32 protein-coding genes are annotated in these 24651 nt (G+C 66.0%); 8 read left to right on the top strand and 24 right to left on the bottom strand.

All coding sequences use genetic code 11. From position 1 onward, the window contains the following. Position 1 precedes the first annotated feature (1 nt). From RSE12_20710 to RSE12_20630, 17 genes are all read right to left on the bottom strand, one after another. A complete protein-coding gene (locus tag RSE12_20710; GenBank protein WRH62742.1) occupies positions 2-214 on the bottom strand; it encodes a hypothetical protein in 213 nt (70 codons plus the stop codon). Then, positions 211-1368, bottom strand: a complete 1158-nt coding sequence (locus tag RSE12_20705) for an EscU/YscU/HrcU family type III secretion system export apparatus switch protein (protein ID WRH62741.1) — start codon at positions 1366-1368, stop codon at positions 211-213. The genes RSE12_20710 and RSE12_20705 overlap by 4 nt, the downstream gene beginning before the upstream one ends. Further along, on the bottom strand, positions 1361-2191 hold the full coding sequence (fliR, locus tag RSE12_20700; GenBank protein WRH62740.1) for a flagellar biosynthetic protein FliR: 831 nt from the start codon (positions 2189-2191) through the stop codon (positions 1361-1363). Before fliR ends, RSE12_20705 begins: the two co-directional genes overlap by 8 nt. Further along, positions 2191-2457, bottom strand: coding sequence for a flagellar biosynthesis protein FliQ (gene fliQ, locus RSE12_20695; protein ID WRH62739.1), 267 nt, complete (start codon positions 2455-2457; stop codon positions 2191-2193). The genes fliR and fliQ overlap by 1 nt, the downstream gene beginning before the upstream one ends. Position 2458: 1 nt before the next feature. Then, a complete protein-coding gene (fliP, locus tag RSE12_20690) occupies positions 2459-3199 on the bottom strand; it encodes a flagellar type III secretion system pore protein FliP (protein WRH62738.1) in 741 nt (246 codons plus the stop codon). Next, entirely contained in the window at positions 3196-3483 is a 288-nt protein-coding gene (locus RSE12_20685) for a flagellar assembly protein FliO (protein ID WRH64889.1), read from the bottom strand. The genes fliP and RSE12_20685 overlap by 4 nt, the downstream gene beginning before the upstream one ends. Before the next feature lie 351 nt (positions 3484-3834). Continuing rightward, positions 3835-4119, bottom strand: coding sequence for a flagellar motor switch protein FliN (gene fliN, locus RSE12_20680; protein ID WRH62737.1), 285 nt, complete (start codon positions 4117-4119; stop codon positions 3835-3837). A gap of 6 nt (positions 4120-4125) precedes the next feature. Beyond that, the gene (gene fliM, locus RSE12_20675; protein WRH62736.1) at positions 4126-5091 is read right to left on the bottom strand and encodes a flagellar motor switch protein FliM; all 966 of its coding nucleotides are present in this window, start codon (positions 5089-5091) and stop codon (positions 4126-4128) included. Positions 5092-5099: 8 nt separating this feature from the next. Beyond that, positions 5100-5675: a flagellar basal body-associated FliL family protein gene (locus RSE12_20670; protein ID WRH62735.1), complete on the bottom strand. Its 576-nt coding sequence runs from the start codon at positions 5673-5675 to the stop codon at positions 5100-5102. 11 nt (positions 5676-5686) lie between these two features. Then, positions 5687-7009, bottom strand: coding sequence for a flagellar hook-length control protein FliK (locus RSE12_20665; GenBank protein WRH62734.1), 1323 nt, complete (start codon positions 7007-7009; stop codon positions 5687-5689). 64 nt (positions 7010-7073) lie between these two features. Next, positions 7074-7481, bottom strand: a complete 408-nt coding sequence (locus tag RSE12_20660; protein WRH62733.1) for a hypothetical protein — start codon at positions 7479-7481, stop codon at positions 7074-7076. Continuing rightward, positions 7478-8800, bottom strand: coding sequence for a FliI/YscN family ATPase (locus RSE12_20655; protein WRH64888.1), 1323 nt, complete (start codon positions 8798-8800; stop codon positions 7478-7480). The genes RSE12_20660 and RSE12_20655 overlap by 4 nt, the downstream gene beginning before the upstream one ends. Before the next feature lie 5 nt (positions 8801-8805). Continuing rightward, positions 8806-9564 carry a FliH/SctL family protein gene (locus tag RSE12_20650; protein WRH62732.1) on the bottom strand — a complete coding sequence of 253 codons (759 nt, stop codon included), beginning with the start codon at positions 9562-9564 and terminating at the stop codon, positions 8806-8808. A 3-nt stretch (positions 9565-9567) separates the two neighbouring features. Continuing rightward, on the bottom strand, positions 9568-10617 hold the full coding sequence (fliG, locus tag RSE12_20645; GenBank protein ID WRH62731.1) for a flagellar motor switch protein FliG: 1050 nt from the start codon (positions 10615-10617) through the stop codon (positions 9568-9570). A 70-nt stretch (positions 10618-10687) separates the two neighbouring features. Next, positions 10688-12400 carry a flagellar basal-body MS-ring/collar protein FliF gene (gene fliF, locus RSE12_20640; GenBank protein WRH62730.1) on the bottom strand — a complete coding sequence of 571 codons (1713 nt, stop codon included), beginning with the start codon at positions 12398-12400 and terminating at the stop codon, positions 10688-10690. Between the two features lie 24 nt (positions 12401-12424). After that, positions 12425-12760, bottom strand: coding sequence for a flagellar hook-basal body complex protein FliE (locus RSE12_20635; GenBank protein WRH62729.1), 336 nt, complete (start codon positions 12758-12760; stop codon positions 12425-12427). Positions 12761-12776: 16 nt separating this feature from the next. Continuing rightward, the gene (locus RSE12_20630) at positions 12777-13928 is read right to left on the bottom strand and encodes a sigma 54-interacting transcriptional regulator (protein ID WRH62728.1); all 1152 of its coding nucleotides are present in this window, start codon (positions 13926-13928) and stop codon (positions 12777-12779) included. Positions 13929-14521: 593 nt separating this feature from the next. Here RSE12_20630 and RSE12_20625 point away from each other — a divergent pair. The 4 genes from RSE12_20625 to RSE12_20610 all read left to right on the top strand — a co-directional run bounded on the left by RSE12_20625 (position 14522) and on the right by RSE12_20610 (position 16173). Further along, on the top strand, positions 14522-15025 hold the full coding sequence (locus tag RSE12_20625) for a hypothetical protein (GenBank protein ID WRH62727.1): 504 nt from the start codon (positions 14522-14524) through the stop codon (positions 15023-15025). 176 nt (positions 15026-15201) lie between these two features. Next, complete coding sequence (locus tag RSE12_20620) at positions 15202-15597, top strand: flagellar protein FliS (protein WRH62726.1); 396 nt, start codon at positions 15202-15204, stop codon at positions 15595-15597. Continuing rightward, positions 15594-15875: a hypothetical protein gene (locus RSE12_20615; GenBank protein ID WRH62725.1), complete on the top strand. Its 282-nt coding sequence runs from the start codon at positions 15594-15596 to the stop codon at positions 15873-15875. The genes RSE12_20620 and RSE12_20615 overlap by 4 nt, the downstream gene beginning before the upstream one ends. A 25-nt stretch (positions 15876-15900) precedes the next feature. Continuing rightward, on the top strand, positions 15901-16173 hold the full coding sequence (locus tag RSE12_20610; GenBank protein ID WRH62724.1) for a hypothetical protein: 273 nt from the start codon (positions 15901-15903) through the stop codon (positions 16171-16173). On the opposite strand, the gene RSE12_20605 is transcribed toward RSE12_20610, so the two are convergent. Together RSE12_20605 and RSE12_20600 are read right to left on the bottom strand one after the other, a co-directional pair. Then, entirely contained in the window at positions 16145-16330 is a 186-nt protein-coding gene (locus tag RSE12_20605) for a hypothetical protein (protein ID WRH62723.1), read from the bottom strand. The two genes, RSE12_20610 and RSE12_20605, sit on opposite strands and share 29 nt — an antisense overlap. A 54-nt stretch (positions 16331-16384) precedes the next feature. Then, entirely contained in the window at positions 16385-16879 is a 495-nt protein-coding gene (locus tag RSE12_20600) for a hypothetical protein (protein WRH62722.1), read from the bottom strand. A 158-nt stretch (positions 16880-17037) separates the two neighbouring features. On the opposite strand from RSE12_20600, the gene RSE12_20595 reads away from it, so the two are divergent. Beyond that, a complete protein-coding gene (locus RSE12_20595; protein ID WRH62721.1) occupies positions 17038-17472 on the top strand; it encodes a hypothetical protein in 435 nt (144 codons plus the stop codon). Next, complete coding sequence (locus tag RSE12_20590) at positions 17469-18158, top strand: sel1 repeat family protein (GenBank protein WRH62720.1); 690 nt, start codon at positions 17469-17471, stop codon at positions 18156-18158. The genes RSE12_20595 and RSE12_20590 overlap by 4 nt, the downstream gene beginning before the upstream one ends. Positions 18159-18229: 71 nt before the next feature. Here the strand turns inward: RSE12_20590 and RSE12_20585 are convergent, their stop codons facing one another. From RSE12_20585 to RSE12_20565, 5 genes are read right to left on the bottom strand one after another with little or no spacing between them, the layout of a single operon-like run. Continuing rightward, complete coding sequence (locus RSE12_20585) at positions 18230-18658, bottom strand: hypothetical protein (protein WRH62719.1); 429 nt, start codon at positions 18656-18658, stop codon at positions 18230-18232. A 55-nt stretch (positions 18659-18713) separates the two neighbouring features. Then, positions 18714-19022 carry a flagellar biosynthesis anti-sigma factor FlgM gene (gene flgM / locus RSE12_20580; GenBank protein WRH62718.1) on the bottom strand — a complete coding sequence of 103 codons (309 nt, stop codon included), beginning with the start codon at positions 19020-19022 and terminating at the stop codon, positions 18714-18716. Between the two features lie 34 nt (positions 19023-19056). Continuing rightward, positions 19057-19752, bottom strand: a complete 696-nt coding sequence (flgA, locus tag RSE12_20575) for a flagellar basal body P-ring formation chaperone FlgA (protein ID WRH62717.1) — start codon at positions 19750-19752, stop codon at positions 19057-19059. Then, the gene (locus RSE12_20570; GenBank protein WRH62716.1) at positions 19749-20840 is read right to left on the bottom strand and encodes a hypothetical protein; all 1092 of its coding nucleotides are present in this window, start codon (positions 20838-20840) and stop codon (positions 19749-19751) included. Before RSE12_20570 ends, flgA begins: the two co-directional genes overlap by 4 nt. Then, positions 20840-21376 carry an LPP20 family lipoprotein gene (locus tag RSE12_20565; protein WRH62715.1) on the bottom strand — a complete coding sequence of 179 codons (537 nt, stop codon included), beginning with the start codon at positions 21374-21376 and terminating at the stop codon, positions 20840-20842. The genes RSE12_20570 and RSE12_20565 overlap by 1 nt, the downstream gene beginning before the upstream one ends. 210 nt (positions 21377-21586) lie before the next feature. On the opposite strand from RSE12_20565, the gene flhA reads away from it, so the two are divergent. Beyond that, positions 21587-23740 (top strand): flagellar biosynthesis protein FlhA, encoded by a 2154-nt coding sequence (flhA, locus tag RSE12_20560; protein ID WRH62714.1) that lies wholly within the window; start codon positions 21587-21589, stop codon positions 23738-23740. Beyond that, on the top strand, positions 23737-24633 hold the full coding sequence (locus RSE12_20555; protein ID WRH62713.1) for a hypothetical protein: 897 nt from the start codon (positions 23737-23739) through the stop codon (positions 24631-24633). Before flhA ends, RSE12_20555 begins: the two co-directional genes overlap by 4 nt. The last annotated feature ends 18 nt before the right edge of the window (positions 24634-24651 follow it).

Here is a 24651-nt window from a genome sequence, read left to right as displayed (position 1 = left end):
ATCAGCGCCGCCCCGTCCGGTAAGCCGCCCATGCAGCGGCAATCAGGAACCGCCCCGCCGCCATGAACCCGCCCAGCGCACCCAGCGCCAGCAGGGCCCGCCGCCCAAAGTTCGCCTCCGGGTCCAGCGCACCGCCCAAAAGCACCAATCCCCCCCCGGCAAAGACAATCGTCGAAATCATCTCGCCCGTGGTTCTCTGATCGCGCTTCGTCATGCCTGACCCCTCGCTTCGTTCTGACCAAATTCACTGAACCGCAGTTCCGGCGGCAGGGTCACATCCGGCGGGGCCGATCCCTCGCCGCGGTCCAGCCGATAGACATGCGCCAGCACTGCCGCGACGGCGGCGTAAAGCTGTTCGTTGATCTCGGCCCCGATCTCGCCGGTGAAATACAGCGCCCGCGCCAGAAGCGGGATCTGCACCGGGGCCAGCCCCACCTTCCGCCCCCGCGCCATGATCTCCAGCGCCATCGGCCCCTTGCCCATGGCCAGGATCACAGGCGCCCGCGTCTCGCCCGGCACATAGCGGATCGCCACGGCAAAGTGCGTCGGGTTGGTCACGATGGCCGTGGCGCGCGGCACGTCATCCAGCGCGCGCCGCCGTTTCGCCCCGTCGCGGCTGGCCTGCATCTGCATCTGCCGCAACCGGCCCTTCACCTCGGGCGACCCGTTCTGTTCCTTGTTCTCTTCCTTCACCTCTTGCAGCGTCATCATCAGCTGCTTGCGCATCTTGAATATCTGCAGGGCCACATCCAGCACCGCAATCGCCGCCAGCCCCAGCGCCAGCCCGATCATCAGCCGCAGCGTCGCCTCGCCCATCACCACCGCCGCCATGCCGGGCGTCTGCTGCCACAGCCGGTCCAGCGCGGGCAGCATCTTTTCCACCATCGCCCAGGAAATCGCCCCCAGCACCACCACCTTGGCAATCGCCTTGCCCAACTCCATCAGCGCCGTGCCGGAAAACATCCGCTTGATGCCTGCCAGCGGGTCGATCCGACTGCCCTTGAACCCCATCGCCTTGGGCGACCAGTGCATCCCGCCCAGCGCCACCTGCGCCGCGATGGTGGCCAGAACCATCGGCACCGCCACCAGCACCGCCAACCCCAGCACCTGCCAAAAGGCCCCGCTGATCCGCGTGCTGACCAGACCATCCAGATCGGCCACCGCGCCCAGCCGGAAATAAGACCCCCATTGCGGCACCATATCCGGCAGCACCGCCGGGGCCATCGCCATCATCCCCGTGCCCACCGCAAAGCCCGCAAAGATCAACGCTTCCTTCGAGGTAAGGACATTGCCCTCCTCGACCGCGTCATCCTTGCGCTTCTGTGTCGGCTCGTGTGACTTTTCGGCGCCGTCATTCTCCTCAGCCATTGCCACCTCCCGCAGCAATGGGGGCCAGCAGCACCGCCTCCAGCATCGACACGCCTTCGAACACCACCTCCTCCAGCGCCGTCGCCATGCCGGGGGTGGTCAGATACAGCAGCACCAGCGTCACCGTCATCGTCACCGGAAAGCCAAAGGAAAAGATGTTCAGCGTGGGCGCAGACCGCGTCAGCACCCCCACCGCCATGTTCAGCAAAAGCAGCACCGCCACCACCGGCAGCATCATCGCCATGCCCAGCGCGAACATCCGCCCCCCGGCAATCAGCCCGGCCTGCACCATCCGCGTCAGGTCGATCTCCCCGCCCGGCGGCAGGGCGACATAGCTTTCCAGAACGATCCGGATCACCGCCAGATGCCCGTCGACGGAAAAGAACACCATGATCAGGAAAAGCCCGAACAGCTGCGCCACCACCGGCGTCTGCCCCCCGGCCGAGGCGTCATATTGCGCCGCGAAACCAAGCCCCGCCGTGGCCGCGATCCTGTCACCCGCCAGCGACGCCGCGCCGAACAGGATTGTCAGCACCAGCCCCGCCACCAGCCCGATCGCCAATTCCGTCAGAACCAGCGGCACCGCCTGCAACCCTGCCAGTTCCGCAGGCGCGGGCAGGTCCACCCCGCCCGCCATCACCGGCAGCGCCAGAATGGCCGTCGCCACGATGCGCACCTGCGCGGGCACGAACCGCCCGCCAAAGGCTGGCGAGGCCATCAAAAACGCCCCGATCCGCAGCATCGCAAACAGATAGACCGTCAGCCATTCCACAATGGCCGTCAGCCCCATGCCGGGCAGCGGAAAGGCGCCCTCTCCCCCCATCAGCGTATCGCCCGGATCGTCTCGAATATGGTTTGGAAATAATCGGTCATCACCGTCAGCATGAACCCCGATGCCAGCGCCATGGTCAGCATCGAAATCGCCAGCTTCGGCACAAAGCTCAGGGTCTGTTCGTTGATCGACGTGGCCGCTTGCACGATCCCGATCACCAGACCGGTGATCAGCGCCACCACAAGCACCGGCCCTGCCACCATCAGGATATGCCAATAGGCCTGCTGCAAATGCTCGATATTCGCGTCAAATTCCATGTCAGCCCCCCACGCCATAGGTGGCCGCCAGCGACCCCACGGTCAAAGCCCAGCCATCCACCAGCACGAACAGAAGCAGCTTGATGGGCAGCGCCACCAGCATCGGCGACAGCATCATCATCCCCAGCGCCATCAGGATCGACGCCACCACCATGTCGATCACAAGGAACGGCAGAAAGATCAGGAACCCGATCTGGAACGCCGTCTTCAGTTCCGATGTCATGAAGGCGGGCAGCAGCACCGACAGCGGCACATCGTCCTGCGTGGCATAGGGGCCATCGCCCGCCAGTTGCTGGAACATCATCAGGTCATTCTGCCGCGTGTTTTCGATCAGGAACGCCTTGATGATCCGCGTCCCGGTCTCCACAGCCTGATCAGCGGGCATCTGCCCGTCCAGATAGGGCGACAGCGCCTCATCATAGAATTGCGTCATCGTGGGCTGCATCACGAAGAATGTCAGGAACAGCGCCAGCGCCACCAACACCTGGTTGGGCGGCGTCTGCTGCGTGCCCAGCGCCTGCCGCAGGATCGACAGCACGATGATGATGCGCGTGAACGCGGTCATCCCCAGCACCAGCGATGGCAGCACCGTCAGTGCCGTCATCAGCGCGACAATCTGGAAAGACAGCGAATAGGTCGTCTCGCCCTCCGCCCCTTCGGTCAGGGTCAGCGCAGGAAATCCCTGCGCCATGGCAACGGCGGGCAGCGACAGGAACAGAAGGGTCAGGATCAGCCGCTTCATGCCGCGCCCCCCACTGCCGCATCGGGCAGGGCAGGGGCCTCCGGCAGCGCCGTCAGCACGGGTGCCTCACCCCGGCAGCGCAGGATCAGATATTCACGCGCATCCACCCGCAGGATCATCGCCCGGTCGGTTGGCGACAGCGCGGCCACCTCCACCAGCACCATGCGCCGGTTCCCGGCAATCCGGCGGGCCAGCCCGCCCCGGTTCATCTTCACCACCAGCCAGCCCAGGCCAAGAACGGCCATGAACAGCGCCAGTGTCAGGATCTGGTCAAGTCGGATCACGTCCAAGGGGCGGCACTCCGGCAAAAGGCATCAGTTGCCCGTCACCTGCAAACCCCGTGCCGCTTTGCGGCCGAACCAGTGCGATATCGCACTTTTTTCACCACCCGCCCGCGCAAGCGGTTTTTGACGCAAAAACCGCGCCGGAATTTGACGCAAATTCCGTGGCCCGCCTTGCGGCGTGCCTGCGTCAGCAGGCCCGGTTTTTGCGTCAAAAACCGTCGCGAAGTTTGCGTCAAACTTCGCCCCCGCCGCTGCAAACCGTTAACCGCCTGTCACACCCCAGCCCGCTGCGTGCATACGCCCGTCTGCACAGCCATCTGCACCACGCGCTGCACACCCCAAAACGCCGGATTACAGCGTTTCGGCCCGCTTTTCCGGGTCCACGATCTGGCCAAACCGAATACCAAAGCGTTCCCCCACCATCACCACTTCGCCCTTGGCGATCAGCGTGCCGTTCACCAGCACATCCAGCGGATCACCGGCAAGCCGGTCCAGTTCGATCACCGAACCCTCTGAAAGCCTTAGCAAATCCCGGATCGTCAATTCCGTCCGGCCCACTTCGACCGTCAGCCTGACGCCGATATTCTCCAACAGCCGCAGCCCATCGCTGCCCGTCGTCTTGACCGCTTCGTTCATCGTCCCTCAACCCCTTATGCGTTTGGTGATGCTCAGCGCCGACTTGCCCGCAAGCTCGCCCGGCACCGCTTCAAAGAAAGGCCGTCCATCAACCAGAATTTCCACCGTGTCTGTCACCCGGGCGGGGATCACATCCCCCTCCTTCAGATTGGCCAGATGGCGCAGCGCGATGTCCGGCTCGCACAGCCGCGTGCGCACCGACAGCGGGATGGACATAACCGCCCGCTCCAGCCGCTCGCGCCAGCTGGCATCATCCTCGGACGATTCCGATTGCGTGCGCGAACGCAGCTGCGTGGAAATCGGCTTAAGTGTCTGGAACGGATACAGAATATCGAACCGGGCCGGTTCCGCATCCGGCAGTTGCACCATGAAGGAACAGTTAACAACCATATCCCCGCCATCCACAAAGGCGGCGAATTGCATGTTCTCTTCCCGGCTCACGACATTGAATGTCAACGGCATCAGATCGCGCCAGGCCATCTGCAACGCGCTGTTCAGCCGGTCGGTGACAATCTCGATCACCCGCGATTCCGTCCCGGTAAACTCCGTCCGCCCCGACCGTGCCGACCGGATTGTTCCACCATAATAGGCATCCGTCAGCAGGCTGACGAATGACGGCGGGATCACGATCAGATGGCTCCCGCGCAACTCCTCGATCCGCGTATTGGTCAGCGACAGGAAATTGTCCTGCCCGCTGCGGTAATCGTCAAAGCTGCGCGCCTCAGCCGGAAAGGCCGAAATCCGTGGCTGCACCCGCAGCATGGGCTGAAACGCCCCGCGCGCGATCCGGCAGAACCGTTCATGGATCATCCGCAGGGCGTGATACTCGCCCATCGTGGAAATCTCTGTGGAACCAAGCGCATAGGGCCGGATTTCCACCCCTTCGATGGCACCCGCCCCGGGCCTCTCCGGCAACTCGCCCACCAGGGCGGCCACCTGTTCGGCAGACAGCTTGCGTTGATTGCTCGCCATGATCCCGCTCACTGCATCATGAAGGACGGAAAGAACACGTCCTCCACGCCGCCAAAGCCTTCCAGCGTTTCCAGCCGCTCGTTGACCGCATCCTTCAGCGCATCCGCCAGCCGCTTGCGCCCCGCCGTCCCGGCAAGGTCTTCTGCGGTAAACGTCGCCATCACCGCCAGCATGTCCGATTGCAACGCCAGCTTGTGGGTTTCCACATTGGTGATGACCTGCGCGTCATATTGCGTCGACACACCCACTTGAACTTGCAGGAAAGACTTTGAATTCATCAGGTTCGACGTAAGCGCATCCGGAAAGGTGAAATAGGACGTGACGAAAAGATCCGTCTCCGGCATCTCCTTCGCCACCTTTTCCGGCATCTCTCCGGTCGCGGCAGCATCCGCCTGCGCCGCCGCTTCCGGCTCGATCAGGCGCAGCATGTCCTGCGCTGGGGAAAACGGCTTGGCGAAATAGACATAGCCCCCCGCAAAGCCCCCCCCGACCAGAATAGCCGCGAGGATCAGCTTGCCCAGCAAACCGATCATCTTCCGGATCTTGCCCGGCTTCATTGCGGGATCGACGACTTCAACACTCATCTTTCATTCCCTCAGGCAATCAGGTTCACCAGACCACGCGCAGCGCGGCCCGGTATTGCGGCGGCCAGCCCTTCGACAGGCCGCTCAAGAAAACGCGCCGCAGGCCCTTCGCCCCGCGTTGGGCGCTGGTCGCCCTGCGGGTCGCGGCTTGCAGTTTCCTGCCCGCCCAGCGACAGGCCGGCACGCGATAGCGATTCTGACAGGCGGTGTTCGTTCTGCTGGATCACCCGTGCCGCTTCCGGCGTTTCGGTCACAAAGCGCACCTGCGCCTGACCGTCGGTCATCTCCAGCCGGATCCGCAACCGCCCCAGATGTTCGGGCGCAAGCTCCAGATCCATCTGCTGGCCATCGCCAGAAAGCTCGGCGGCGATCCGGTCGGCCAACGCGCCTTCCCAGCCGGGCCGGTCGGTCGCGATCGGGGCAGGGGCGGCAAATCCAGCCGGGGCAGGCACTTGCGCCGTGACCTGCACCGCCTGCTGCGGGGTTTGCCCTGTCGGCGCGGTCACGCCGGCCACGGTTTCCACCACGGCATCTGCCACCGGCTCCACCACCGCCCGCGCGGCTTGGCGGTCCACCGCCTGCACCGCCAAAGGCGTCAGGCCCGCGGCTTCCCGGCGCTGCACGGCCTCGCCTACTTCGGTCGGGGCGTCCGCGCTATCCACCTCGGTGGCTGCGCCACCTTCGGTCTTTGCCTCGCCAATCGGCAGCACTGGCCCTGCGGCAGGCTTCGCCTGCGCGGCCATCATCGGCTGCATCGCACCCTGCGCCATGACAGCGGCCACAGCTTGGCCCACCGCCGCCTCTCCTTCACCCGCAACGGGCAGGGTTGCGGGCACGGCTTGGGCCGCAGGGCCAAGCCCCAACGCCGCCAGCGGATCGGTCTCCTCCGTCTCGCCCTCGGTCAATTCTTCTTCGGGCAGCGCCTCGCCCGATCCTTCGGGCGCGACCACGGCCTTCGGCAACACCCCGGCCAAAGCGGCCTGCACCGCCGCCGCAGGCGGGGGCTCTACCGCCTCGGCCTCGGGCGCGTCGACCACGCCCTCGGCCCCTACCGCCGTCATTGGCAGCAGTGCCGCAATCCGCCCCAGATCGTCCAGCACCACCGCCGCCTTGGCAACCGCAGGCTCCGCTTCGGCTTTGCCATCTACAGGCTGTGCTTCAGCCGCTACGACCTCTGCCCCCTTATCGCCCTCCGCCGGGCCGATCACATCGGCCAGCGTCTGCGCAAACCCGTCGCCACCTGCCGCCGCAGGCGCGGCCGCATGGCGCGGCGCGGCGGCAGCCTCGGTCACAGCCGGGGCGCGCGGAAGGGCAATGGTGTCGGGCATCGTCATCTGATGTCAGTCCTCGCTGCGGTCGGGGGTCACCCGGTGCTGTCCTTGCAAATCCGGTGCCACCTTAGCGGCGACGTGCCGGCATCGCCGCATCGCGCAGGGCAAGCCGTTCTTCGGCCTCGCTTTTCCGGGCAACCTTGGCCTTGTCGGTCAGTGTCTGGTGGCGATGCTCCTGCTTTGCCAACCGCCCCTGTTCCTCGGCCATCCGCGCAGCCAGCGCCGCCTGACGGCCCTGCTGCCGCTCTGTTTCAGACAGCAACTGCACAGCCATGTTCCGCTCTGCGGCGATCTCTGTCGCCAGCCGCACGCCCTGCACTTGGCCCTGCTTGGCCAGCGCCTCACGCAGGCGTTCCACCATGCGCTCGGCCTCGGCCTTTTGCGCCACCACGGTGCGCAGGTCGGCCAGCGTGCCTGCGATACGCGCCTTTTCCTTCAGCGCCATCAACCCCAGCGTCCGTGACGAACCGCTCATGCCTCACCCCCTGCCAATGCAATCAACGCCGCGCGACTTGCCGCGAAATCCGCCGGTTCATGCGCGCCCTGCCGGATCATCGCTGTCACCTGCGGCCAAAGACGGATCGCCTCATCCAGGTCGGGGTCCTGCCCCGGCACGTAGCCGCCCATCAGCATCAGGTCGCGGTTGTCCATGTACAGCGTGATCATCCGGCGCAGCTTTTGCGCCGCCGCCCGATGCGCGGCATCGGTGATGTCGCTCATCACGCGGCTGGCCGATTGCGGCAGGTCCACCGCAGGGTAAACCCCCATCTGAGTCTGCCGCCGCGACAGCACGAAATGCCCGTCCAGAATGGCCCGCGCGGTATCCACCACCGGGTCATTCGTCGTGTCATCCCCATCCGCCAGAACCGTATAGATCGCCGTGATCGCACCTTCGCCCGGCAGTCCCGGCCCCGTGCGTTCGATCAGCCCGGGGATCAGCGACACCACCGATGGCGGATAGCCCTTCGCCGTGGGCTGTTCGCCCAAAGCCAACCCGATCTCGCGCTGGGCATGGGCCACCCGCGTCAGGCTGTCGATGATCAGCAGCACCTGCTTGCCTTTGCTGCGGAAATGTTCGGCAATCGCCGTCGCCCGCCGCGCCGCACGCAACCGCAGCAGGGGCGACCGGTCGGCAGGCACGGCCACCATGCAAATGCGCTTGGCCGCCTCGCCTTGCATCACAGACCGCACAAAGGCCCCAACCTCGCGCGCCCGCTCACCGATCAGGCCAACGACGATGACATCCGCCTCGGTGTATCGCGCCATCATCTCCATCAGCACCGATTTGCCGACGCCCGATCCCGCGATGATCCCCACACGCTGCCCGCGGCCCACAGTCAGCGCGGCGTTGATGATCCGCACCCCCACGTCCAGTGGCCGATCCACCGGCGTCCGCGCCAGCGGGTTCATCAACCGCCCGGCCAGCGGCCATGTCGCGTCACAACGCGGCGCAGGCAACCCGTCCAGCGGATGTCCTTCGGCATCCACCACCCGGCCCAGCAGCGCCTCGCCCACATCGGCCGCCTGCCCGCCGTCGATCACACGGACTTTCGCCCCCGCAATGATCCCCGCGCCAGGCTGGTTGAGGAACATCAGCACGTGCCCACCGGCAAAGCCGATGACCTCGCCCTGCACCACATCGCCGCTTTCCGTAGCGATCTCGCACAGCGTGCCGGGGCTGGCCGGGAAACCCGTCGCCTCAAGGATCAGCCCGTCATAGCGCAGCACCCGCCCCTCGATCCGCAGCGCGGGCACGGCCACCTGCCGCGCCACTGCTGCGCCGATCTGGTCCATCAGGCTCATACCCCGGCCTCCAGCAGATCGGCCAGCCGGATGCCTTCGGCCCGCACCTCCACATCGCCCCGCGACAGCCGCGCATCGGCGATCAGCTCTGCCTTGCCAGTCACCTCCAGCCCCGCCAGATGCGGCGTGATCACCGCCAGATCGTCGGGGTTCAGCCTGACGGAAACCGCCCGCACCCCTTGCGCCACGCGGTCGGCCATCGCCTCTACTCGCGCGGCAAAGGCGGTGGGCAGCGCGTCGATCATCTGCCCCGCCCGTTCCGCGGCCAGCCGCCGCACGGCAGCCGCCATCACCCCTGCAATCTCCTCGGCCAAGTCCGGCCCGCCCGTCAGCCCGGCCAGCGCGGCGACAAAGGCATTGCGCGCCGGCACCAGCCCCGCCTCCGCCTCGGCCAGCGCAGCGGCGCGTCCCTCGATCCGGCCTTCTTCCAACCCGTCGGCGCGGCCTGCGGCATAGCCCTCGCCCCGCGCCTCGGCCAACCGCCGGGCGGGATCTTCCACCATCGGGGCAGGGGCCATTTCAATCGCATCGGCCCCAAGCACCTCGCCGCCAAGCACGGCCTCGGATGATGCCTCGCTATCGTCCAGCAGCACCCCCGCCGGATCGACGCGCCGCACCTCCTCCAGCCGCGCGCGGCGGAAGGTGGCGTCCTGCGGCGCCATCGGCGCCGATCCGGTAAATCCCTTCTGCGATGATGCGCGGATCAGCGCCATCACCTCGGCCGTTCCCATCCGTGGGCTTTCCCCTGCGCTCATCGCTTACACCATCTGCTCGCCGCCGCGGCCCGCCAGCACGATCGTGCCTTCGTCCGAAAGCTTGCGCGCCATGGCCACGATGGTCTTTTGCGCCTCCTGCACATCGGTCAGGCGGACAGGCCCCATCGCCTCCATCTCGTCGCGCAGGTTGGCCGCGGCCCGGCTCGACATGCAGCCCAGCATCTTGTCGCGCAGACCTTCGCTGGTGCCCTTCAGCGCCAGCACAAGCTGTTCGTTGTCCACATTGCGCAGCAGGGTCTGCAAGGACCGATCGTCGGATTTCTCCAGATTGTCGAAGACGAACATGTTGTCCACGATCGACTGCATCAGGTCCTTATCTTCTTTGCGCACCTCGCGCATGATCCGCTGCTCGGTTTGCGTGCGGGTGAAATTCATGATCCGCGCCGCCGCCTTGACCCCGCCAATCTGGCTGGCCCGCGTCGTGGCCGAAGCCTTGAACTTGCGCTGCATCACCTCTTCCAGATCGCGCAGCGCCTCGGGCTGGATCGATGTCAGGTCCGCGATGCGGCGGATGATGTCGGGCTGGGTGCCTTCGGGCAGCAGTGTCAGCACGTCGGCGGCAAGCGCATGTTCCAGGCAGGCAATGACCAGCGCGATGATCTGCGGATGTTCATCCACGATCAGCTCCGCGATGGATTTCGCATCCATCCAGTCCAGAATTTCAATGGGCCGCTCGGCCGATGACGGGTTGATCCGGCTGATGATCGACTGCGCCTTGTCCTCGCCCAACGCCTCGGTCATCACGGACCGGATATAGACCGGCGCGCCATGGTTCAGCCCCGTCTCACGGTTCAGCCCGACCAGAAACTCCTCAACCACATGTTCCAGCGTCAGTTGGTCCACATCCCCCAGCGAATACATCGCCGCACCCAGCTGCTGCACTTCGGCCGGGGTCAGGTTGCGCAGCACCGCCGCCGCCGCCCGTTCCCCGAACAGCATCATCAAAACCGCCGCCCGCTGAATTGCGGTGAGCTTCGCCAAGGGCGGCGGCGCAGGCTGGACAGGGGCGCCGGCAGGGCGGGGGGCGGGCATTGTGGTGCTCCTTCTTCAGTCAGTCTCGTAGGTCAGTCTCGGCGGGTCATCTCGTCAGGGCGGCGGGCGCTTACGCCCCCGGCGTCCTGTCCATGTCGTCCTTCATCATCCGTTGCAGCACCGACGCGATCCGCCCCGGGTCTTCGGCCACGATCTGGCGCAGCACGGCGAACTTTTCTTCGCGGGTCACATTCGCGCCCAATGCGGCACTGGCCAACCTTGTCCGCCGCGCTTCCAGCCGGGCCTGCACGTCATCCAGACTGTCGCCCGCCGCCACCTCGACGCCGCCAAGCCCGCCTAGGTTCATGCCACCCGAACCCGCCGCCGCCTCGCCCGAGAAATTCGCCCGCGTCAGCAGCGGCCGGATGATCCCCAGTGCAACAATCGCGATCAGCGCGATCAGCCCCAACTGGCGCAGCACTTCGGGCAGCCAGGACAGGTCGGTCGGTGCCTCGACCATCACCGCATCCATAAAGGGCTGTGCGGTGATGGTGATCGTATCCCCGCGCGCCTCATCAAACCCGATGGCCGATTGCGCCAGCATTTCCAGATCGGCCTTCAGGTCGGCCGGCAACAGCGGTGCGGGCGGTGCGCCTTCTTCCACCGGGGTCGCCGGCGGGATCGCCCGCATCAGGATGGCCGCACTGATCCGCGTGATCTGTGCTGTGGCGGGCTGCGTGGTTTCCACCGTGCGGCTCACCTCATAGTTCTTTGTCGTCCCCGACGACCGGTTGGTGATCGCCCCGGCCAAAGGCAGCGCCCCCGTCGCTTCGCCCGCAGGCACCAGATCGGCCTGATTGGGCGGCGCATTGGCCACCGCGCCGGGAATGCCCCGCGCCTCCGGCTCGCTGCTTTCCACCAGTTCCGATTGTTCAGACCGCAGCGCCGTCGCCGCAGGGTCAACCCGTTCCTCGGTGATCTGGCTCTGGGTGAAATCCATATCCACCGTCACCTGCACCGACAGGTTGCCCGGTCCCGCAATCGGCGTCAGCAGGGCTTCGATCCGCTCACGATACAGCCGTTCCACCTCAAGGCGGTGCTGCAACTGACGGTCCGACACCTGCGCCACCGGATCGTCCGATCCGCGGGACAACAGCCGCCCCATCTGATCCACCACCGATACATCGCCCCGCGCCATGCCCGGTACCGATGTGGATACCAGGTTCACGATGGCCTCCACCTGCGATGCTTCCAGCACCCGCCCGGGGGCAAGCTGAAGGAAGACCGAGGCCTTGGGCGGTTGGGTATCCCGCAAGAACGCCGATTTCTCCGGCAATGCCAGATGCACTCGCGCCTGCGCCACCGCCGAAATTTCGGCAATCGACCGCGCCAGATCCAGTTCCTGCGCCTGCCGCAGCCGCGCCCCTTCCACCGACCGGCTCGCCCCCATCGGCAATTCCGTCAGCACGTCATTCGCATCCGGCAACGATTGCGGCAGCCCCTGCGATGCCAGTTGCATCCGCGCGCGGTGATAGTCCGCCGACGGCACCTCGACCTGGCCTGTCATGCTGTCGATCGTGGCATTGATCCCAGCCGATCCCAGCGCATCCATGACCAGCGCCTTGTCCGCCTCGGCCAGCCCCGGGAACAGCACCATCCGCGCCGGTTCGCGCAGCAAAAGCCATCCCCCCACCGCCAGCACCGCCACCCCCAGCATCAGGATCGCAGGCATCGCCCGGCGCAGCGCGGGCTGGTTGCCCATCCGCATCACATTGCTGACGGCGCCCTTCATCTGCGCCACCATCGCATTGCCGCCACTCATCGGAACCGGGGTCATTGCCATCTTGTGTCAGTCCTTCGCCCGGTCTCAGACCGGCATGTTCATGATGTCGCGATAGGCGCCCAGCGCCTTGTTCCGCACGTTCAGCGCAAACTGAAACCCAAGGGATGAGATCTGCTGATCCACCATCACCGAGGCGAGGTCGGTCTCCCGCCCCATTTCAAAGGCCTTGGCCGATTCCGATGCCTTGCTCTGCGCTGCCGCCAGATCGTCGATCGCGCCCGAAATCCGCGCGCCAAATCCGCTGTCCTTGGTGCCCTGCGCGCCCAGCGGCCCGCTGGCTGCGCCCGCTTGCGTAGGCCCCTCGGGGCGGATCACCCCCGCCGCAAAGGGCGTAAACCCGTTGACCGGTCCCACCGTCATTGTTCATTCCCCCGGATCAGACGGCGCGCGCCATCAGCCGCGTCACGGTGGGCGTGGCGGCATGGATCAGCAGATCAGCCGGCGTGATCTTGCCACCTTCCTGCATCACCAGCGCGCGCTGGATCACATTCTCCAGCTCGCGCACATTGCCCGGCCAGTCATGCGCCACCAGGGCCGACAGCGCCTCTTGCGTCAACATCGGCAGCGGGTGGCCCGCCTGCGTGTGCCGCCGCACCATCGCCACGGCCAGAACCGGAATGTCATCGGGCCGCTCGCACAGCGCCTGGGTCGTCAGCGGGAACACGTTCAGGCGATAGAACAGATCTTCACGGAACCGCCGCGCCCGCACTTCTTCCGGCATGTCGCGGTTCGACGTGGCGATCACGCGGATGTCGACGGGCACTTCCTTCTGCGCGCCAATCGGCGTCAGCGACCGCTCCTGCAAGACGCGCAGCAGCTTTGATTGCAGGCCCATCGGCATTTCCGAAATTTCGTCCAGCATCAGAGTGCCGCCCTCGGCCGCGCGGATGATGCCCTTGTTAGCATTCGACGCCCCGGTGAACGCGCCCTTCTCATGGCCGAACAGAATGGCCTCCAGCATGTTCTCCGGGATCGCCGCGCAGTTGATCGCGACGAACGGCGCAGCCGCACGGCGGCTTGCCGCATGAACCTGCCGCGCCAGCACTTCCTTGCCCGAACCGGTCGGCCCGTTGATGAACACGGTCACATCGGTCCGTGCGACGCGGCTTGCCAGATCGATCAGCTGCCCCGTTTCGGAATCGGCGGCCACCATGGCCTGCACCTGCCCGCCGATCAGATCGACCAGCATCATCAGCCCGGCGTCACGCAGCGCGACCTGCCCGGTCGCCGGCAGCGCCACACGCAGCATCCGCCCGCCCAGTTCTTCCGTCACGCCAAAGACCGCCGCGCCCTCACTGACAACCACCAGCGATTTTGCCCCGCAGCCGCGCGCCATCTCGGCCAATCCCTTGGCCCCGCCCAGCTTTGCCTCTGCCGCCACCGATGCCACCAGCACCTGCACGGTACCCGCAGGCTTTGCCCCCCGCTCCACCGCCACACGGCGGCGGGCCAGCAGTTGCGCCACGGCATGGGCGGCCTCAAAGGCATCGTCAAGGATGTGGATCAGGGCCATTGTCTTGCTCCGCATGTTGGTCCGGCATTCGGAGGGGTAAGAGGCAGGAACCGTGCCACCTCTGGCTGATGACGAAAAAAAACATGCGAAACGCCCTAAACTTGCGATCTAGACGGCCGTTTCGCAGGCCTGCCACATGAAGGACACAAGATTTCTGACTCGCCTCAGGTCCTTTTGCGCGCCTCTCGATTTCCCGACACGACTTTCGCACCACCCCGACCCATACCTTTGTCGGGCGGCCATCCAGACCGTCACGAAGACCCCTTCCGCGCGGTATCCGGCCCCTCCCTTGGGCAGCCGCGCACCTGTCCGAATCTCTGAATCGCTGTTTGCCCTGCTATCGCGATAAACGGGCCAACGGACCGGCCCCTGGGATGGTCCCAACGCCGCGCCAGAACCCGGAAAACCCCAACAATCATTAATATTTTCAGGGATTCCCATCCGTCCGGATGTAGGTCTGCCTAGCCGAAAATCCCATACTCCGGCATCGGTATTGCCCCTCCTTCCCCTGTTTAACGAAGCGTGTCAGACACCTTTTCAACGCAATTCAAACCCGGCGCAGATCAGGCATCCTGCCACCGCGCACCAGTTCATCGGAAAGGTTCACCATGTACGCGATCCGCCAGACCACGCCGCGCTTTGACGATGTCACCGAACAGCGCCAGGGCTTCACACGTGCGCCCCTCACCGCCGCGGTACTGTCTGATCAGCCCGCGCGTCTGGCCAAGGCGCTTGCGACCCAGTCCATCGCCATGATCGACGCCACCGAATGCGATCTTGCGCTGCTGCTGCGCGATGCGCCCGACATGCTGGTGATCGATCTGGACCCGGCAGAGATGCCCATCCGCCGCATCGCGCTTCTGGTGGCACAACTCGGCTGGCTGCGCCGCGATCTGGTCATCGCCGTGTCGCGCCGCACAGCGGTTGCGGTGCGCGGCTTCAAACTTGACGTGATCTTCGACACCGAAGCCGATGCCGACACGCTGGCCAACAGCTTTTGCGAAGCCGCCCGCCTGCTGGCCCATTCGCGCCTCCGCCCGGCCACTGACACCGCGCCCGCCGCGCCGGTGATGCGTCAGGCCACGGCCCGTCGCGCCACACTGTTCGGCTGATATCAACTCTTGCTGCAGGCGGGGGCGGGTTGGCAGATATGCCTCCCGCCCTTCCGCATTTTTACGCCCCTATCAGCCGCCCATGGCCCTAAGAAATCCCCGTCCCGCGTCGTTTGAATATGCAAGGCCGATGAACACCGCGCCGCTTGTTTCGAACCACCAAAAGGACCATTGCCATGAGCTTTCTCGATGCCCGCGCCCAGTACCGCCGCACCGATAATGGCGAGGCGCTCAGCGTCGAAAGCCCGCATGGCATCATCCTTGTGACGCTGCGCGAACTGGAACGCTCGCTGCGCGTTCTGGCGGCGGCAGAGCCGGACCGCACCTATCCCAGCCAGCACGTCAACCGCGCCTTCACCGCCATCTACATTCTGCAATCCAGCCTCGATTTCGAAAAGGGCGGCGAGATTTCGGACAACCTCTTCCGCGTCTATGAATACTGCCGCCTCCGAGTGGCCGAAGCCTTCCGCCGCGAACCATCGCCCAAGCTGGCCGAATGCGCCGATCACATCGCCAACCTTCTGTCGGCATGGCAGCAAATCGGAACCGTCCGCAGCGAGAACGCAGCATGACGCAGATGACCGATCCCGCCCGCATCGAACTCGCGGTGCTTGAGGCCGACCTGAACACGGCAATCCGGAACGGCGATCCGGAACAGATCCTGCTTTGCGCCACTGCGATGGATCGTCTGTCGCGCGGCCTCGCCCCGCATCAGCAGGCCATCGCCCGCCACGCGCAATCTGTTGTCGCCGGGGCCATCACCGCGCTGGAATTGGTCCTCAACCGCAGCCGCAACGAACCGCGCCAGACCCGCAAGATGCGCGCGGCCTATAGCGGCGGTCAGGGCTGAACCCACCGTGGATACAGCGGACCTAATGGCTGACGCGCCCCTTGCCGACCCGCCGCCGCCGCAACGCAAAAAGCGGCGGCAGGGGCCTGCCGCGCCCTGCAACCGTTGTCTGAATACTCGCTGGTTCCTGCTGTCGGCCGCGCCGCTGCTGGGGCTGGGCCTGCTCGACCCGGTTCTCACCAACAGCCTGCTGTCAAACCTGCCCGATCTGCGCCAGCTGGTGCTGTGGTTCCCGCTGGTGATCGCGGGAACCTTCCTTTACCGCCTGCTTACCTGGCGTCGGCAGCAAGACCGCTGATCCCGCCCGTCAGGGGCTTCAGCAGCGCCGCCAAGGGCAACAGATGCCGCCGCTTAGGGCGGTCGGCATGGTCAAAGACCACGCATTCCACCACCATCCCCTGCACCATCACGCCTTGCAGGGCCTGCAAGTCCTTGCTCTCACACTCCGGGGTCATCCTTGTCTCCTGCGGTTGTCGGTCCCACCGCGGGGTTGCAAGATGTGTGCCGCCTCAGTTCACCGTCAGCGACGTGATCAGCACTTCTTCCACCGGGTCGGGCCAGACATCGCTCCCGATCTGGTCGTTGATCACCGCGCGCAGCCGCCCCGGCAGTTCCGCATGAAGCGACTGGCTGTCCGCGCTGCTGGCCACCACTTCCTGCGCCGCGCGCACCACCTCGGCCTCGATCGGCCCGATCCGCGCCTCGACCAGCGAATTCAGCTTCAACAGATCCTCCGTCGATCCGCGCACAGCCAATGCAAGCCCTGCCTCCATCCGGGGCCCAGTCTCGCGAAGCGCAATCGTCAGCGTGTCGGTCAATGGGACATAGACCCGTGGCAAAGCCTCGCGGTTGTCCGGCGCTTTCTCCGCCTCTGCCTCAGCCTCTGCCCAAGGCATCGGCGGCGGCGGCCGCAGCAGCAGCGCACCCAGACACAGGATCATCGTCCCGCTCACCACGCTGAACCCCGCTATCGCGGGCCAGGGGCTGACCGTTTCCTCTGCCATTGTTGCACTGTCCTTTGATCAGGTGGATCACCCCTGTCTTAACGGCAGGAATGGCAAAAGCCTTACCCTGTGCCGTCATCACAAGATGCCTGCTAAAACATAACTCAACCCTGCCGTTCCTGCCTTGGCATAGGACTGTCAGCAAGAAAGGCGCGCAGATGAAAGAGAGGATGTCCCGGGCGCTGGTTCCCGTCATCTCTCGCCTGCCCAGCCTGACCCGGCTGCGCAGCGCGGTGGCGCATTACACCGCCACATCCGCAACGCCGATAGCTGACACCCGCCCCCGCGACTATGCGCTGGTGCGCCACGAAACCCACCTGCGCAACCGCGATCAGGTGGAACGCTACCTTCCCGATATTCTGGGCCGCGCGCTCGCGCGCATCTGGATCGACCCCGGCTTTCGTGACCGTTTCGCGGCCCAGCCCGTGGCCACACTGGCCGAATACGGGGTCTATCTGCCCGACAGCATCGAGATCGACTTCGTCACCGAAGGCACCACCCGCCCGCAGGTCGTGGTCTATGAACGCCCCCTGCGCGCCATGCCGCGCAAGCGCCTGCTGTATCTGCAACTCATCCTGACGGCTGCGAAATGATGCGCCCCGCCCCCCTTGCCCTTTGGCTGCTGGCCGCCGCCCCTGCGCTTGCCGCGCCCGATATGGCGACACCCGACATGGCCGCCGCGCCGCCCGGCCCGGCTCCTGCAACGGATGCCGCCCCCACACTGACCACGGCCATTGCCGAACTGCGCGCCGGTCGCGCGCCCGAGGCCGCGCAGATGCTGCTCTCTCTCGCCCGTGCGGGCGATCCAGAGGCGCAATTCAACCTCGCGCTTCTTTATTCCCAGGGCTTCGGTGTCCCCCAGAACGACCGTGAATCGCTCTATTGGGGCTGGCGTGCTCGGCTGGCGGGCATTCCCGCCGCGCAGGCACTGATCACCAAGATGGAACTTGCGGCCACCCCCGACCTGCGCACCGAAGTCGCTGGCCGGATCAATGCCGACCTTGATCCGCGCATCGCCGGGGGCGAAGGGCGCGCGATGCTGGAACGCTCGGTCCTGTTGCTCGATCTGCTGCCGGAACCCGATCTGCAAAGTGCCTATGTCTGGCAGGCGCTGTCTGCCGCGCTGGGCACTCCCAATGCCGGCCCCGCCCGCGATGCCACCCTGGCCCGGATTGATGCCAAAGACAGGCTCGCCGCGCAGGATGCTGCCATCGCCATGCTGCGCGATCTTTGCACTGGCGGGATGCAGACCAACGCGCTTTGCGCGACGCTGCCCTGATCTGCGCATAGCCCAAATGAAAAGGGCCGGGTGGTTGCACACCACCCGGCCCTTTTGCCCTGCTCTTTATCTCAATGCTTGCGGAAGGCTGCGATGGTTTCCGCAGTTTCCCGCGTCATACCCAGCTCTCGCCCGATGTCATCCGGCTGCAACCCGGTCTGCGCCATGTGGATGGCCTGTTCGATCATCCGCTCGCCCGCCAGCCATTCCACATCCGATTTCAGATGCTGGATATCGGCCTTCAGCCCGGCCAGCGCCACGGTCAGCACATCCGCCTGCCGCCGCGTCTGTTCCGCGATCAGCCCTTCCATCCGCGCCGCCACGGCGGCTGCCACTTCGGGGGCCGAAACCAGCATGGCTTCCGCGTCGGCCTCTGGTGCAAAATCCGCATCGGCGGCGTCCACAACGGCCTCCGCCATGTCGCGCTGGCGCATCCGCCACAGGCCGAGTGTCACAAGTGTCACCCCTGCCATCAGCGTGGCAAGAAGTGCGGCAGTCATGCCAATTGTCATGGCGGGTACTCCGGTCGTCAGCAGGTCAAGGTTGCGCAGCGGATCACGACACCAGTTCGAGATAGTTTTCGAACAGGCTTTCGGTAATCGCCTCAAGGTCGATGGGATACTTGCCCTGCGCGATCGCCTCCTTGATCTCCGTCACGATCGGCAGATCGATCGGGGGACCGGATTTGAGTTCGTCGGGCAGGGATGCCGCAGCGGGGCTCAGCGTCACGCTGTCGCCCGCAGGAGGGGTCAGAACAGCCGGCGTCGCGCCACCCGGAGCGGACCCTTGCACCGGCAAGCCAGCATCTTCCCCCGGTCGCGAAATGCGCGGGCGTGCAGCGGATGTCGAAATTGGGTCTACCATGAGAGCCTCCGTTTAGCTGTCTTACGGATGTTTTTCAGCGCATGTTAGTCTGCGCCATGACAGAATTTTGTCCTGTCACAACGACCTTCACTTCGCGCTGGCTCGACAGGTTCAAAACCCGGATCACATCACCCATGCCGCCATCCTCCAGCGCCTCGGCCGGGGCCGAAACCGACAGTCCGCCCGCACTGGCCACCAGCACCACAGGATTGCCCTTGGCCACCATCCAGTCCGGCTCTAGTTGCCGCAGCAGCACCGCCCGCCCTTCGCCGATCGCAGCGCGGGTGCGCCGTCCGATCACATCGTCAGGGTCGGTAAAGATCCCGTCCGGGATGCGCGCGCCCGCCGGGGCCAGGGTGACATCTTCCGTCGTCAGCACCACGCCCTTGGCCACGCTGCGCGCCAGCGTCACAACCATCGGTGCCGCCGCATCCACCTCGGCGCTGGTCAGCCGCGCGGGTGCCGCGCCCGTCCGCAAGGCCCGGCTCCAGACCGGGGCGGCACAACTCACTTCTGCCGTGGCCCAGCTTCCCTGCCGGGGTGTCACCATCGGCACCTCTGTACAGGGCGGATAGGCCCGCGCCGGATCGGCGAAATCCGGCACGCTTTCACCCGCCGCCACCATCGCATCGCGCACCAGACGGCCCACTTCGGCCCCCGGCACGCCACCCGCATAGTCCATCGCGGCAACCGGCGAAGCCAGCAGCAATCCCAGCGCGAACACCTTCATAGCCCCGTCTCCACAAAGCGCACCGGCCGCCCGGCAAAGGCCTTGGCAGGTCGGCCCGGGTCCAGCGGGCGCAGCACCACACGGTTCGCCCCGATCTCGACCACTTCCAGCATTTCCGTCGAATGGTCCGCATCGGCGGTAAAGGCGATGCTGCCCCGCGTCAGCCCATGATTGCGCCCGACCCCGGCCACGACATGCCCGCCCGACACCGCCAGATTGGCGACCACCGGCTTGCATGTCTCGATATCCAGCAGGGCGTCCATCTCGGCCTCGACCCCATCGGTCAGCCGCGCTGCCAGTTGCCGCCGGTCCGGCTCGAACGCCGCCGCCGCGCGGCCAAAGGGGGAAACCCCCGGCAAGCTTACACTGCGGCGAATTGCGGCCCGCGATTCCGTGCCGTTCGCCGCGATCAGGATCAGTTCGACATCCATCCGCAGTTCCGGCCGGGTGCCAAGGCCGCCCACATCCATCACCACCACCGGGATGAACCCGTTCTCGCCCTCGCGCAGCCGCACGGACCCGCGCATCAGCGTGGCGTAATCCACCTGCTCTTGCGCTGCCGAAAGCCGGGGAAAGGCCCGATCCGTCACCCGCACCAGCCGCGTCGCCGGATGGGCCTCCAGCCGCCGCACCAGCGCCTTCGCCACCTCCATCGCCAGCGGCTCTGTCCAGGCGGGCGCATCCGGGCGCACCCGGATCAGCGGCGCATAGACCACCAACTCAAGATTCCGCCGCCGCGAGCATTCGCCGGATGAGCCCATGCCCACCACCGCGCGGATCACGGCCGTCCATGTCCCGCCATTCTGCGACAGGCTGATCACCTCATGCTGCATCACCCGCCCCACAGGACGCACGATCAGCAGGTCCGAAGTGACCACGCTCTTGTCCACCACCGTATGCCCCTGAACCGAGGCACCACCCGACAGCGCCGCCTGCAACAGCGCATCCGCCACCGCGCGCCGCTTGGCGCTGGCCGCATCTTCGGCCCCGGACTGGATGGCAAAACCAGTGGCCTGCACCACCAACCCCTCTGCCGCCCGCAGGGGCAGGGCGGCCAGCAGCAGGATCAGGACAAGTGCAAACCGCATCACACCCGCCCCTTCAGCGCGCGCACGATATAGGCGACCGTCTCCCGGTCCAGCACCATCTCCACCTCATAGCTGTCGCTGCCCGACGGGCCCACCCGCGTTGTCCGCGCGCCGCGCAGTGTGCCCTGCACCACGGCGGACAGGCTGTCATCCTTGACCACCGCCTCGCGGATCGTGGTCGTGGCGTTGATGCGGATGCCGTGGACCTGTTCCGTCAGGTCGCGCAGCGCATCCATCCGCGCGGCACGAATGGCCATCAGGCGCTTTTCATTCGTCGTCTTGCCGGGTTGCCCTGCGATCTGGGCAAAGCCCAACCCTTTCAGCGGACGCGTGTCATCGGCCACCACGGCCGCAGGCGGTGGCGCGCCCATCCGGTCTGCGGCATCCAGATTGTCCTTCACCTCGGCCAGCTGCACAGTCTGGTCCGTCGCGCTCAGCGGCAGGGCATCCGTCGCGGTCTGCGGTGCAGTCGACGTGCAGGCCCCCATCACGAAGCCCAGGATCAGGGAAAGAATAACGGCATCAACAAAGCGCATCGCGGGCTTCCTTCGCACAAGTCTCGGTCGCCGCCTCTCTGCAATCCCCGTGCCATCCCCGCGCCACCATCGCGCCTTGGCCAATCCGCAGCATTTCCTGCCCCGCCCCCCGGATTGGCACGGGCTTTGCACAACCCCCGCCGAAGACGAACCGCCGGACGGGATCACAAGCACCATGACAACTGCCCTGCACATCAAAGGACCCCGCGCATGAGCGCCGCCGCCCTCACCACACGTGGCGTGGCTGGCGCCATGGGCGGCCTTGCTCTGCCGCTTGGGATCCTCGTCATCATCGCGATGATGGTGCTGCCGCTGCCGGTCCTGCTGCTGGACGTGTTCTTCGTCGCCAATATCCTGCTGTCGCTGGTGATCCTGATGGTCGCCCTCTACAGCTATCGCCCGCTGGATTTCTCCAGCTTCCCCAGCCTCCTGCTCATCGCCACGATCTTCCGCCTCGCGCTGAACGTCGCCTCCACCCGTATCGTGCTGGCCGAAGGTCACACCGGCCATGACGCCGCAGGTCAGGTGATCCAGGCCTTCGGGAACTTCGTCATCGCAGGCAACTTCATCGTGGGTCTGCTGGTCTTCACGATCCTCGTGATCATCAACCTCGTCGTGATCACCAAGGGTGCAAGCCGCGTGTCCGAAGTGTCGGCCCGCTTCACCCTTGATGCCATGCCGGGCAAGCAGATGGCGATCGACGCCGATCTGAACGCCGGCATCCTGACCCCCGATCAGGCACGGGACCGCCGCGCCGAAGTGGCGGCGGAGGCCGACTTCTACGGTGCGATGGACGGGGCCGGAAAGTTCGTCAAGGGCGATGCCATGGCGGGCATCCTCATCCTCGCCATCAACATCATCGGCGGCATCCTGATCGGGATGCTTCAGCACGGCCTCAGCCTGTCCGAGGCTGGCGAAGTCTACCTCGTCCTGACGATCGGCGATGGCCTTGTCGCCCAGATCCCGGCGCTGCTTCTGTCCATCGCCACCGCCATCATCGTCACCCGCGTCTCTTCCGCGAATGACATGTCCACCCTCATCGCCAAGCAGATCCATATCCGTCAGGCTTGGCTGCCCGTGGCGGGCGTCATGGCGATCATCGGCATCGTCCCCGGCATGCCCAACGCGATGTTCCTGTTCTTCGCCGCCGTCGCCGGTGTTCTGGCCTGGTATGGCAGCACCGAAAAACGTGATGGCAGCACGGATGACGCCCCTGCCGAAGGCAAAGCCGCCCCTGCGGCAGATGCGGCCCGCCCGGGGCTTGAGGCGATCACTGCCGAAGACGTGGCCGATCATGCCGCCGTCTCGCTGCAAATCGGCTATGCCCTGATCCCGCTGGCAGGCGAAGGCGGCGGCGCGCTGGTCCAGCGCATCACCGGCATCCGTCGCGAAGTGTCAAAGGCGATGGGTTTCGTCGTCCCCGGCGTCCGCATCCGCGATGACCTGACACTGTCGCCCAACCAGTACCGCATCCGCATCGGTCAGGCGATCCGGGGCGAAGATGTCGTCTACCCCGACCGCAAGCTTGCCATCCCGGGTGCCAACTCCACCCGCAAGCTGAAAGGGGTCGAAGTCAAGGATCCCTCCTTCGGTCTGGATGCCGTCTGGATCCTTCCCCATCAGCTGCCCGAGGCAGAGGCTGATGATCACGTGGTGGTCGAACCCGAATCCGTCATCGCCACCCATCTGTCGCAGCTTCTGTACAAACATGCGGGCGATCTGATCGGTCCCGATGACGTGCAGGTCCTGCTTGATACGCTGGCCCGCGTGTCGCCCACGCTGGTGAATGCGGTGGTGCCGAAACTGGTGCCGCTGCACACCGTCACCGCCGTACTGCGCGCGCTTCTGGCCGAACGCATCCCGGTCGGCGATCTGCGCCGTATCCTCGAAGGCGTGGCCGAACTTGCCCCGCGCAACCTGTCGGCCGCCGACATGGCCGAATGCCTGCGCCCCATGCTGATCCCGCTTCTGCTGCAACAGATGGTGCCGATCAACACGCCCCTGCCGCTGATCACGCTGGATGCCGAACTGGAACAGCTTCTGATCCGCGCCCGCCGCCAGGGCGGCGATGACGGGCTGGTGCTGGACACGGGCCTTGCCGGCACCCTGATCAAGTCGATCTCCGACGCGCTGGAAACCGCCACGGGGCAGGGCAAGCAGGCCGTTGTCATCGTCGCCGGCCAGTTGCGCCGCAGCTTCGCGCATTTCCTGCGCCCCCACCTGCCCGATGCCATCGTCATGGGCATCAACGAACTGTCTGACAACCGCCGGGTCGAAGTGGTGGCCTCCATCGGTGGCCAGCCGCAATTGCCGCGCATGGTCCCCACGCAACCGCAACCGCATATGATGGGGGCTGACAGATGACCGCGATCACCGTCCGCGCCGCCGACAGCCGCAAGGCGATGGAAGAGCTTCAGCGCTGCCTCGGCCCCGATGCGCTGATCCTGTCCACCCGCCATATCGGCGGGATGGTGGAAATCACCGCGCTTCCCCCCAACGCTGATCCTGCCAGCCTCCCGCCCGAACCACCCCGGCGGGACACGGCCCCTGAACCGGCCAACTTTGCCGCCGCGATGCAGGCTTCCATCCGCCGTGCCGCCGCCACCGATCCCGTGGATCACCTGATCCGCCACCTCCTCTTGCCCGATGGCCTGGCCGAGGAATGGCCCACCCGCATCCTGATCGCAGGCCCCCCCGGCGCGGGCAAATCCATGCTCGCCGCCCGCCTTGCCGCCCGCCTCATGCTGGCCCAGCCCGGCGCGCGCCCGCAGATCATCGCCCCCCTCCCGGCGGCGTCGCTGGTCGAGGATCGCCTGCGCGGCTGGTGCCGCCTCATGGGCCTTACGCCCGACCGTCCCAACACCGCGCAGGCCATGGCCCTTCCGGGGCCGTCCACCGCCATGCCGCAGATCATCGACCTGTCCGATTGCGCCGATCAGGCCGCAGGGCTGGCCGCGCGTCTGATCGAAACCGATGGGGCCGAGCTTGTGCTTTGCCTGCCCGTCGGCCTCCACCCCGCGCGCATCGCGCGGCTTTGCCACGACTGGCAGGCCTTCGCCCCCACTGTCACACTCACGGGCCTTGATCAGTGGTGGCCCGAACGCGACGAATTGCAGGCCATCGCCACGGCAGGCCTCAAACTCACCCGGATCGCCGCCGGGGCAGGGCTGGTCAACGCCCTTTCCCGCCCCGGTCCCGCCGATCTCCGCAACTGGGCCTCTGGCTGGACGCCTGCACTGGCAGAGGCTGCCGAATGACCCGCTTTCCCGAACTTT

The sequence above is a fragment of the Fuscovulum sp. genome, from assembly GCA_035192965.1.
Classification (GTDB): Bacteria; Pseudomonadota; Alphaproteobacteria; order Rhodobacterales; family Rhodobacteraceae; genus Paragemmobacter.
The sequence above is the reverse complement of the archived record's forward strand: the minus strand, read 5'-3'. Positions and strand labels throughout refer to the sequence as shown.

Bases quoted from the DNA above. Each gene is read 5' to 3' on its own strand.
- fliR (WRH62740.1), bottom strand. From the start codon at position 2,191: ATGGGGGGAGAGGGCGCCTTTCCGCTGCCCGGCATGGGGCTGACGGCC.
- RSE12_20635 (WRH62729.1), bottom strand. From the start codon at position 12,760: ATGACGGTGGGACCGGTCAACGGGTTTACGCCCTTTGCGGCGGGGGTG.
- RSE12_20655 (WRH64888.1), bottom strand. From the start codon at position 8,800: ATGGACCAGATCGGCGCAGCAGTGGCGCGGCAGGTGGCCGTGCCCGCG.
- RSE12_20595 (WRH62721.1), top strand. From the start codon at position 17,038: ATGAAAGAGAGGATGTCCCGGGCGCTGGTTCCCGTCATCTCTCGCCTG.
- RSE12_20600 (WRH62722.1), bottom strand. From the start codon at position 16,879: ATGGCAGAGGAAACGGTCAGCCCCTGGCCCGCGATAGCGGGGTTCAGC.
- RSE12_20570 (WRH62716.1), bottom strand. From the start codon at position 20,840: ATGCGGTTTGCACTTGTCCTGATCCTGCTGCTGGCCGCCCTGCCCCTG.
- RSE12_20670 (WRH62735.1), bottom strand. From the start codon at position 5,675: ATGAGTGTTGAAGTCGTCGATCCCGCAATGAAGCCGGGCAAGATCCGG.
- flhA (WRH62714.1), top strand. From the start codon at position 21,587: ATGAGCGCCGCCGCCCTCACCACACGTGGCGTGGCTGGCGCCATGGGC.
- RSE12_20620 (WRH62726.1), top strand. From the start codon at position 15,202: ATGAGCTTTCTCGATGCCCGCGCCCAGTACCGCCGCACCGATAATGGC.
- RSE12_20605 (WRH62723.1), bottom strand. From the start codon at position 16,330: ATGACCCCGGAGTGTGAGAGCAAGGACTTGCAGGCCCTGCAAGGCGTG.
- RSE12_20660 (WRH62733.1), bottom strand. From the start codon at position 7,481: ATGAGCGGTTCGTCACGGACGCTGGGGTTGATGGCGCTGAAGGAAAAG.
- flgM (WRH62718.1), bottom strand. From the start codon at position 19,022: ATGGTAGACCCAATTTCGACATCCGCTGCACGCCCGCGCATTTCGCGA.
- RSE12_20590 (WRH62720.1), top strand. From the start codon at position 17,469: ATGATGCGCCCCGCCCCCCTTGCCCTTTGGCTGCTGGCCGCCGCCCCT.
- fliP (WRH62738.1), bottom strand. From the start codon at position 3,199: ATGAAGCGGCTGATCCTGACCCTTCTGTTCCTGTCGCTGCCCGCCGTT.
- fliM (WRH62736.1), bottom strand. From the start codon at position 5,091: ATGGCGAGCAATCAACGCAAGCTGTCTGCCGAACAGGTGGCCGCCCTG.
- RSE12_20585 (WRH62719.1), bottom strand. From the start codon at position 18,658: ATGACTGCCGCACTTCTTGCCACGCTGATGGCAGGGGTGACACTTGTG.
- RSE12_20615 (WRH62725.1), top strand. From the start codon at position 15,594: ATGACGCAGATGACCGATCCCGCCCGCATCGAACTCGCGGTGCTTGAG.
- RSE12_20555 (WRH62713.1), top strand. From the start codon at position 23,737: ATGACCGCGATCACCGTCCGCGCCGCCGACAGCCGCAAGGCGATGGAA.
- RSE12_20650 (WRH62732.1), bottom strand. From the start codon at position 9,564: ATGAGCGCAGGGGAAAGCCCACGGATGGGAACGGCCGAGGTGATGGCG.
- RSE12_20630 (WRH62728.1), bottom strand. From the start codon at position 13,928: ATGCGGAGCAAGACAATGGCCCTGATCCACATCCTTGACGATGCCTTT.
- RSE12_20710 (WRH62742.1), bottom strand. From the start codon at position 214: ATGACGAAGCGCGATCAGAGAACCACGGGCGAGATGATTTCGACGATT.
- fliQ (WRH62739.1), bottom strand. From the start codon at position 2,457: ATGGAATTTGACGCGAATATCGAGCATTTGCAGCAGGCCTATTGGCAT.
- fliF (WRH62730.1), bottom strand. From the start codon at position 12,400: ATGGCAATGACCCCGGTTCCGATGAGTGGCGGCAATGCGATGGTGGCG.
- fliN (WRH62737.1), bottom strand. From the start codon at position 4,119: ATGAACGAAGCGGTCAAGACGACGGGCAGCGATGGGCTGCGGCTGTTG.
- RSE12_20665 (WRH62734.1), bottom strand. From the start codon at position 7,009: ATGACGATGCCCGACACCATTGCCCTTCCGCGCGCCCCGGCTGTGACC.
- flgA (WRH62717.1), bottom strand. From the start codon at position 19,752: ATGAAGGTGTTCGCGCTGGGATTGCTGCTGGCTTCGCCGGTTGCCGCG.
- fliG (WRH62731.1), bottom strand. From the start codon at position 10,617: ATGCCCGCCCCCCGCCCTGCCGGCGCCCCTGTCCAGCCTGCGCCGCCG.
- RSE12_20565 (WRH62715.1), bottom strand. From the start codon at position 21,376: ATGCGCTTTGTTGATGCCGTTATTCTTTCCCTGATCCTGGGCTTCGTG.
- RSE12_20625 (WRH62727.1), top strand. From the start codon at position 14,522: ATGTACGCGATCCGCCAGACCACGCCGCGCTTTGACGATGTCACCGAA.
- RSE12_20610 (WRH62724.1), top strand. From the start codon at position 15,901: ATGGCTGACGCGCCCCTTGCCGACCCGCCGCCGCCGCAACGCAAAAAG.
- RSE12_20705 (WRH62741.1), bottom strand. From the start codon at position 1,368: ATGGCTGAGGAGAATGACGGCGCCGAAAAGTCACACGAGCCGACACAG.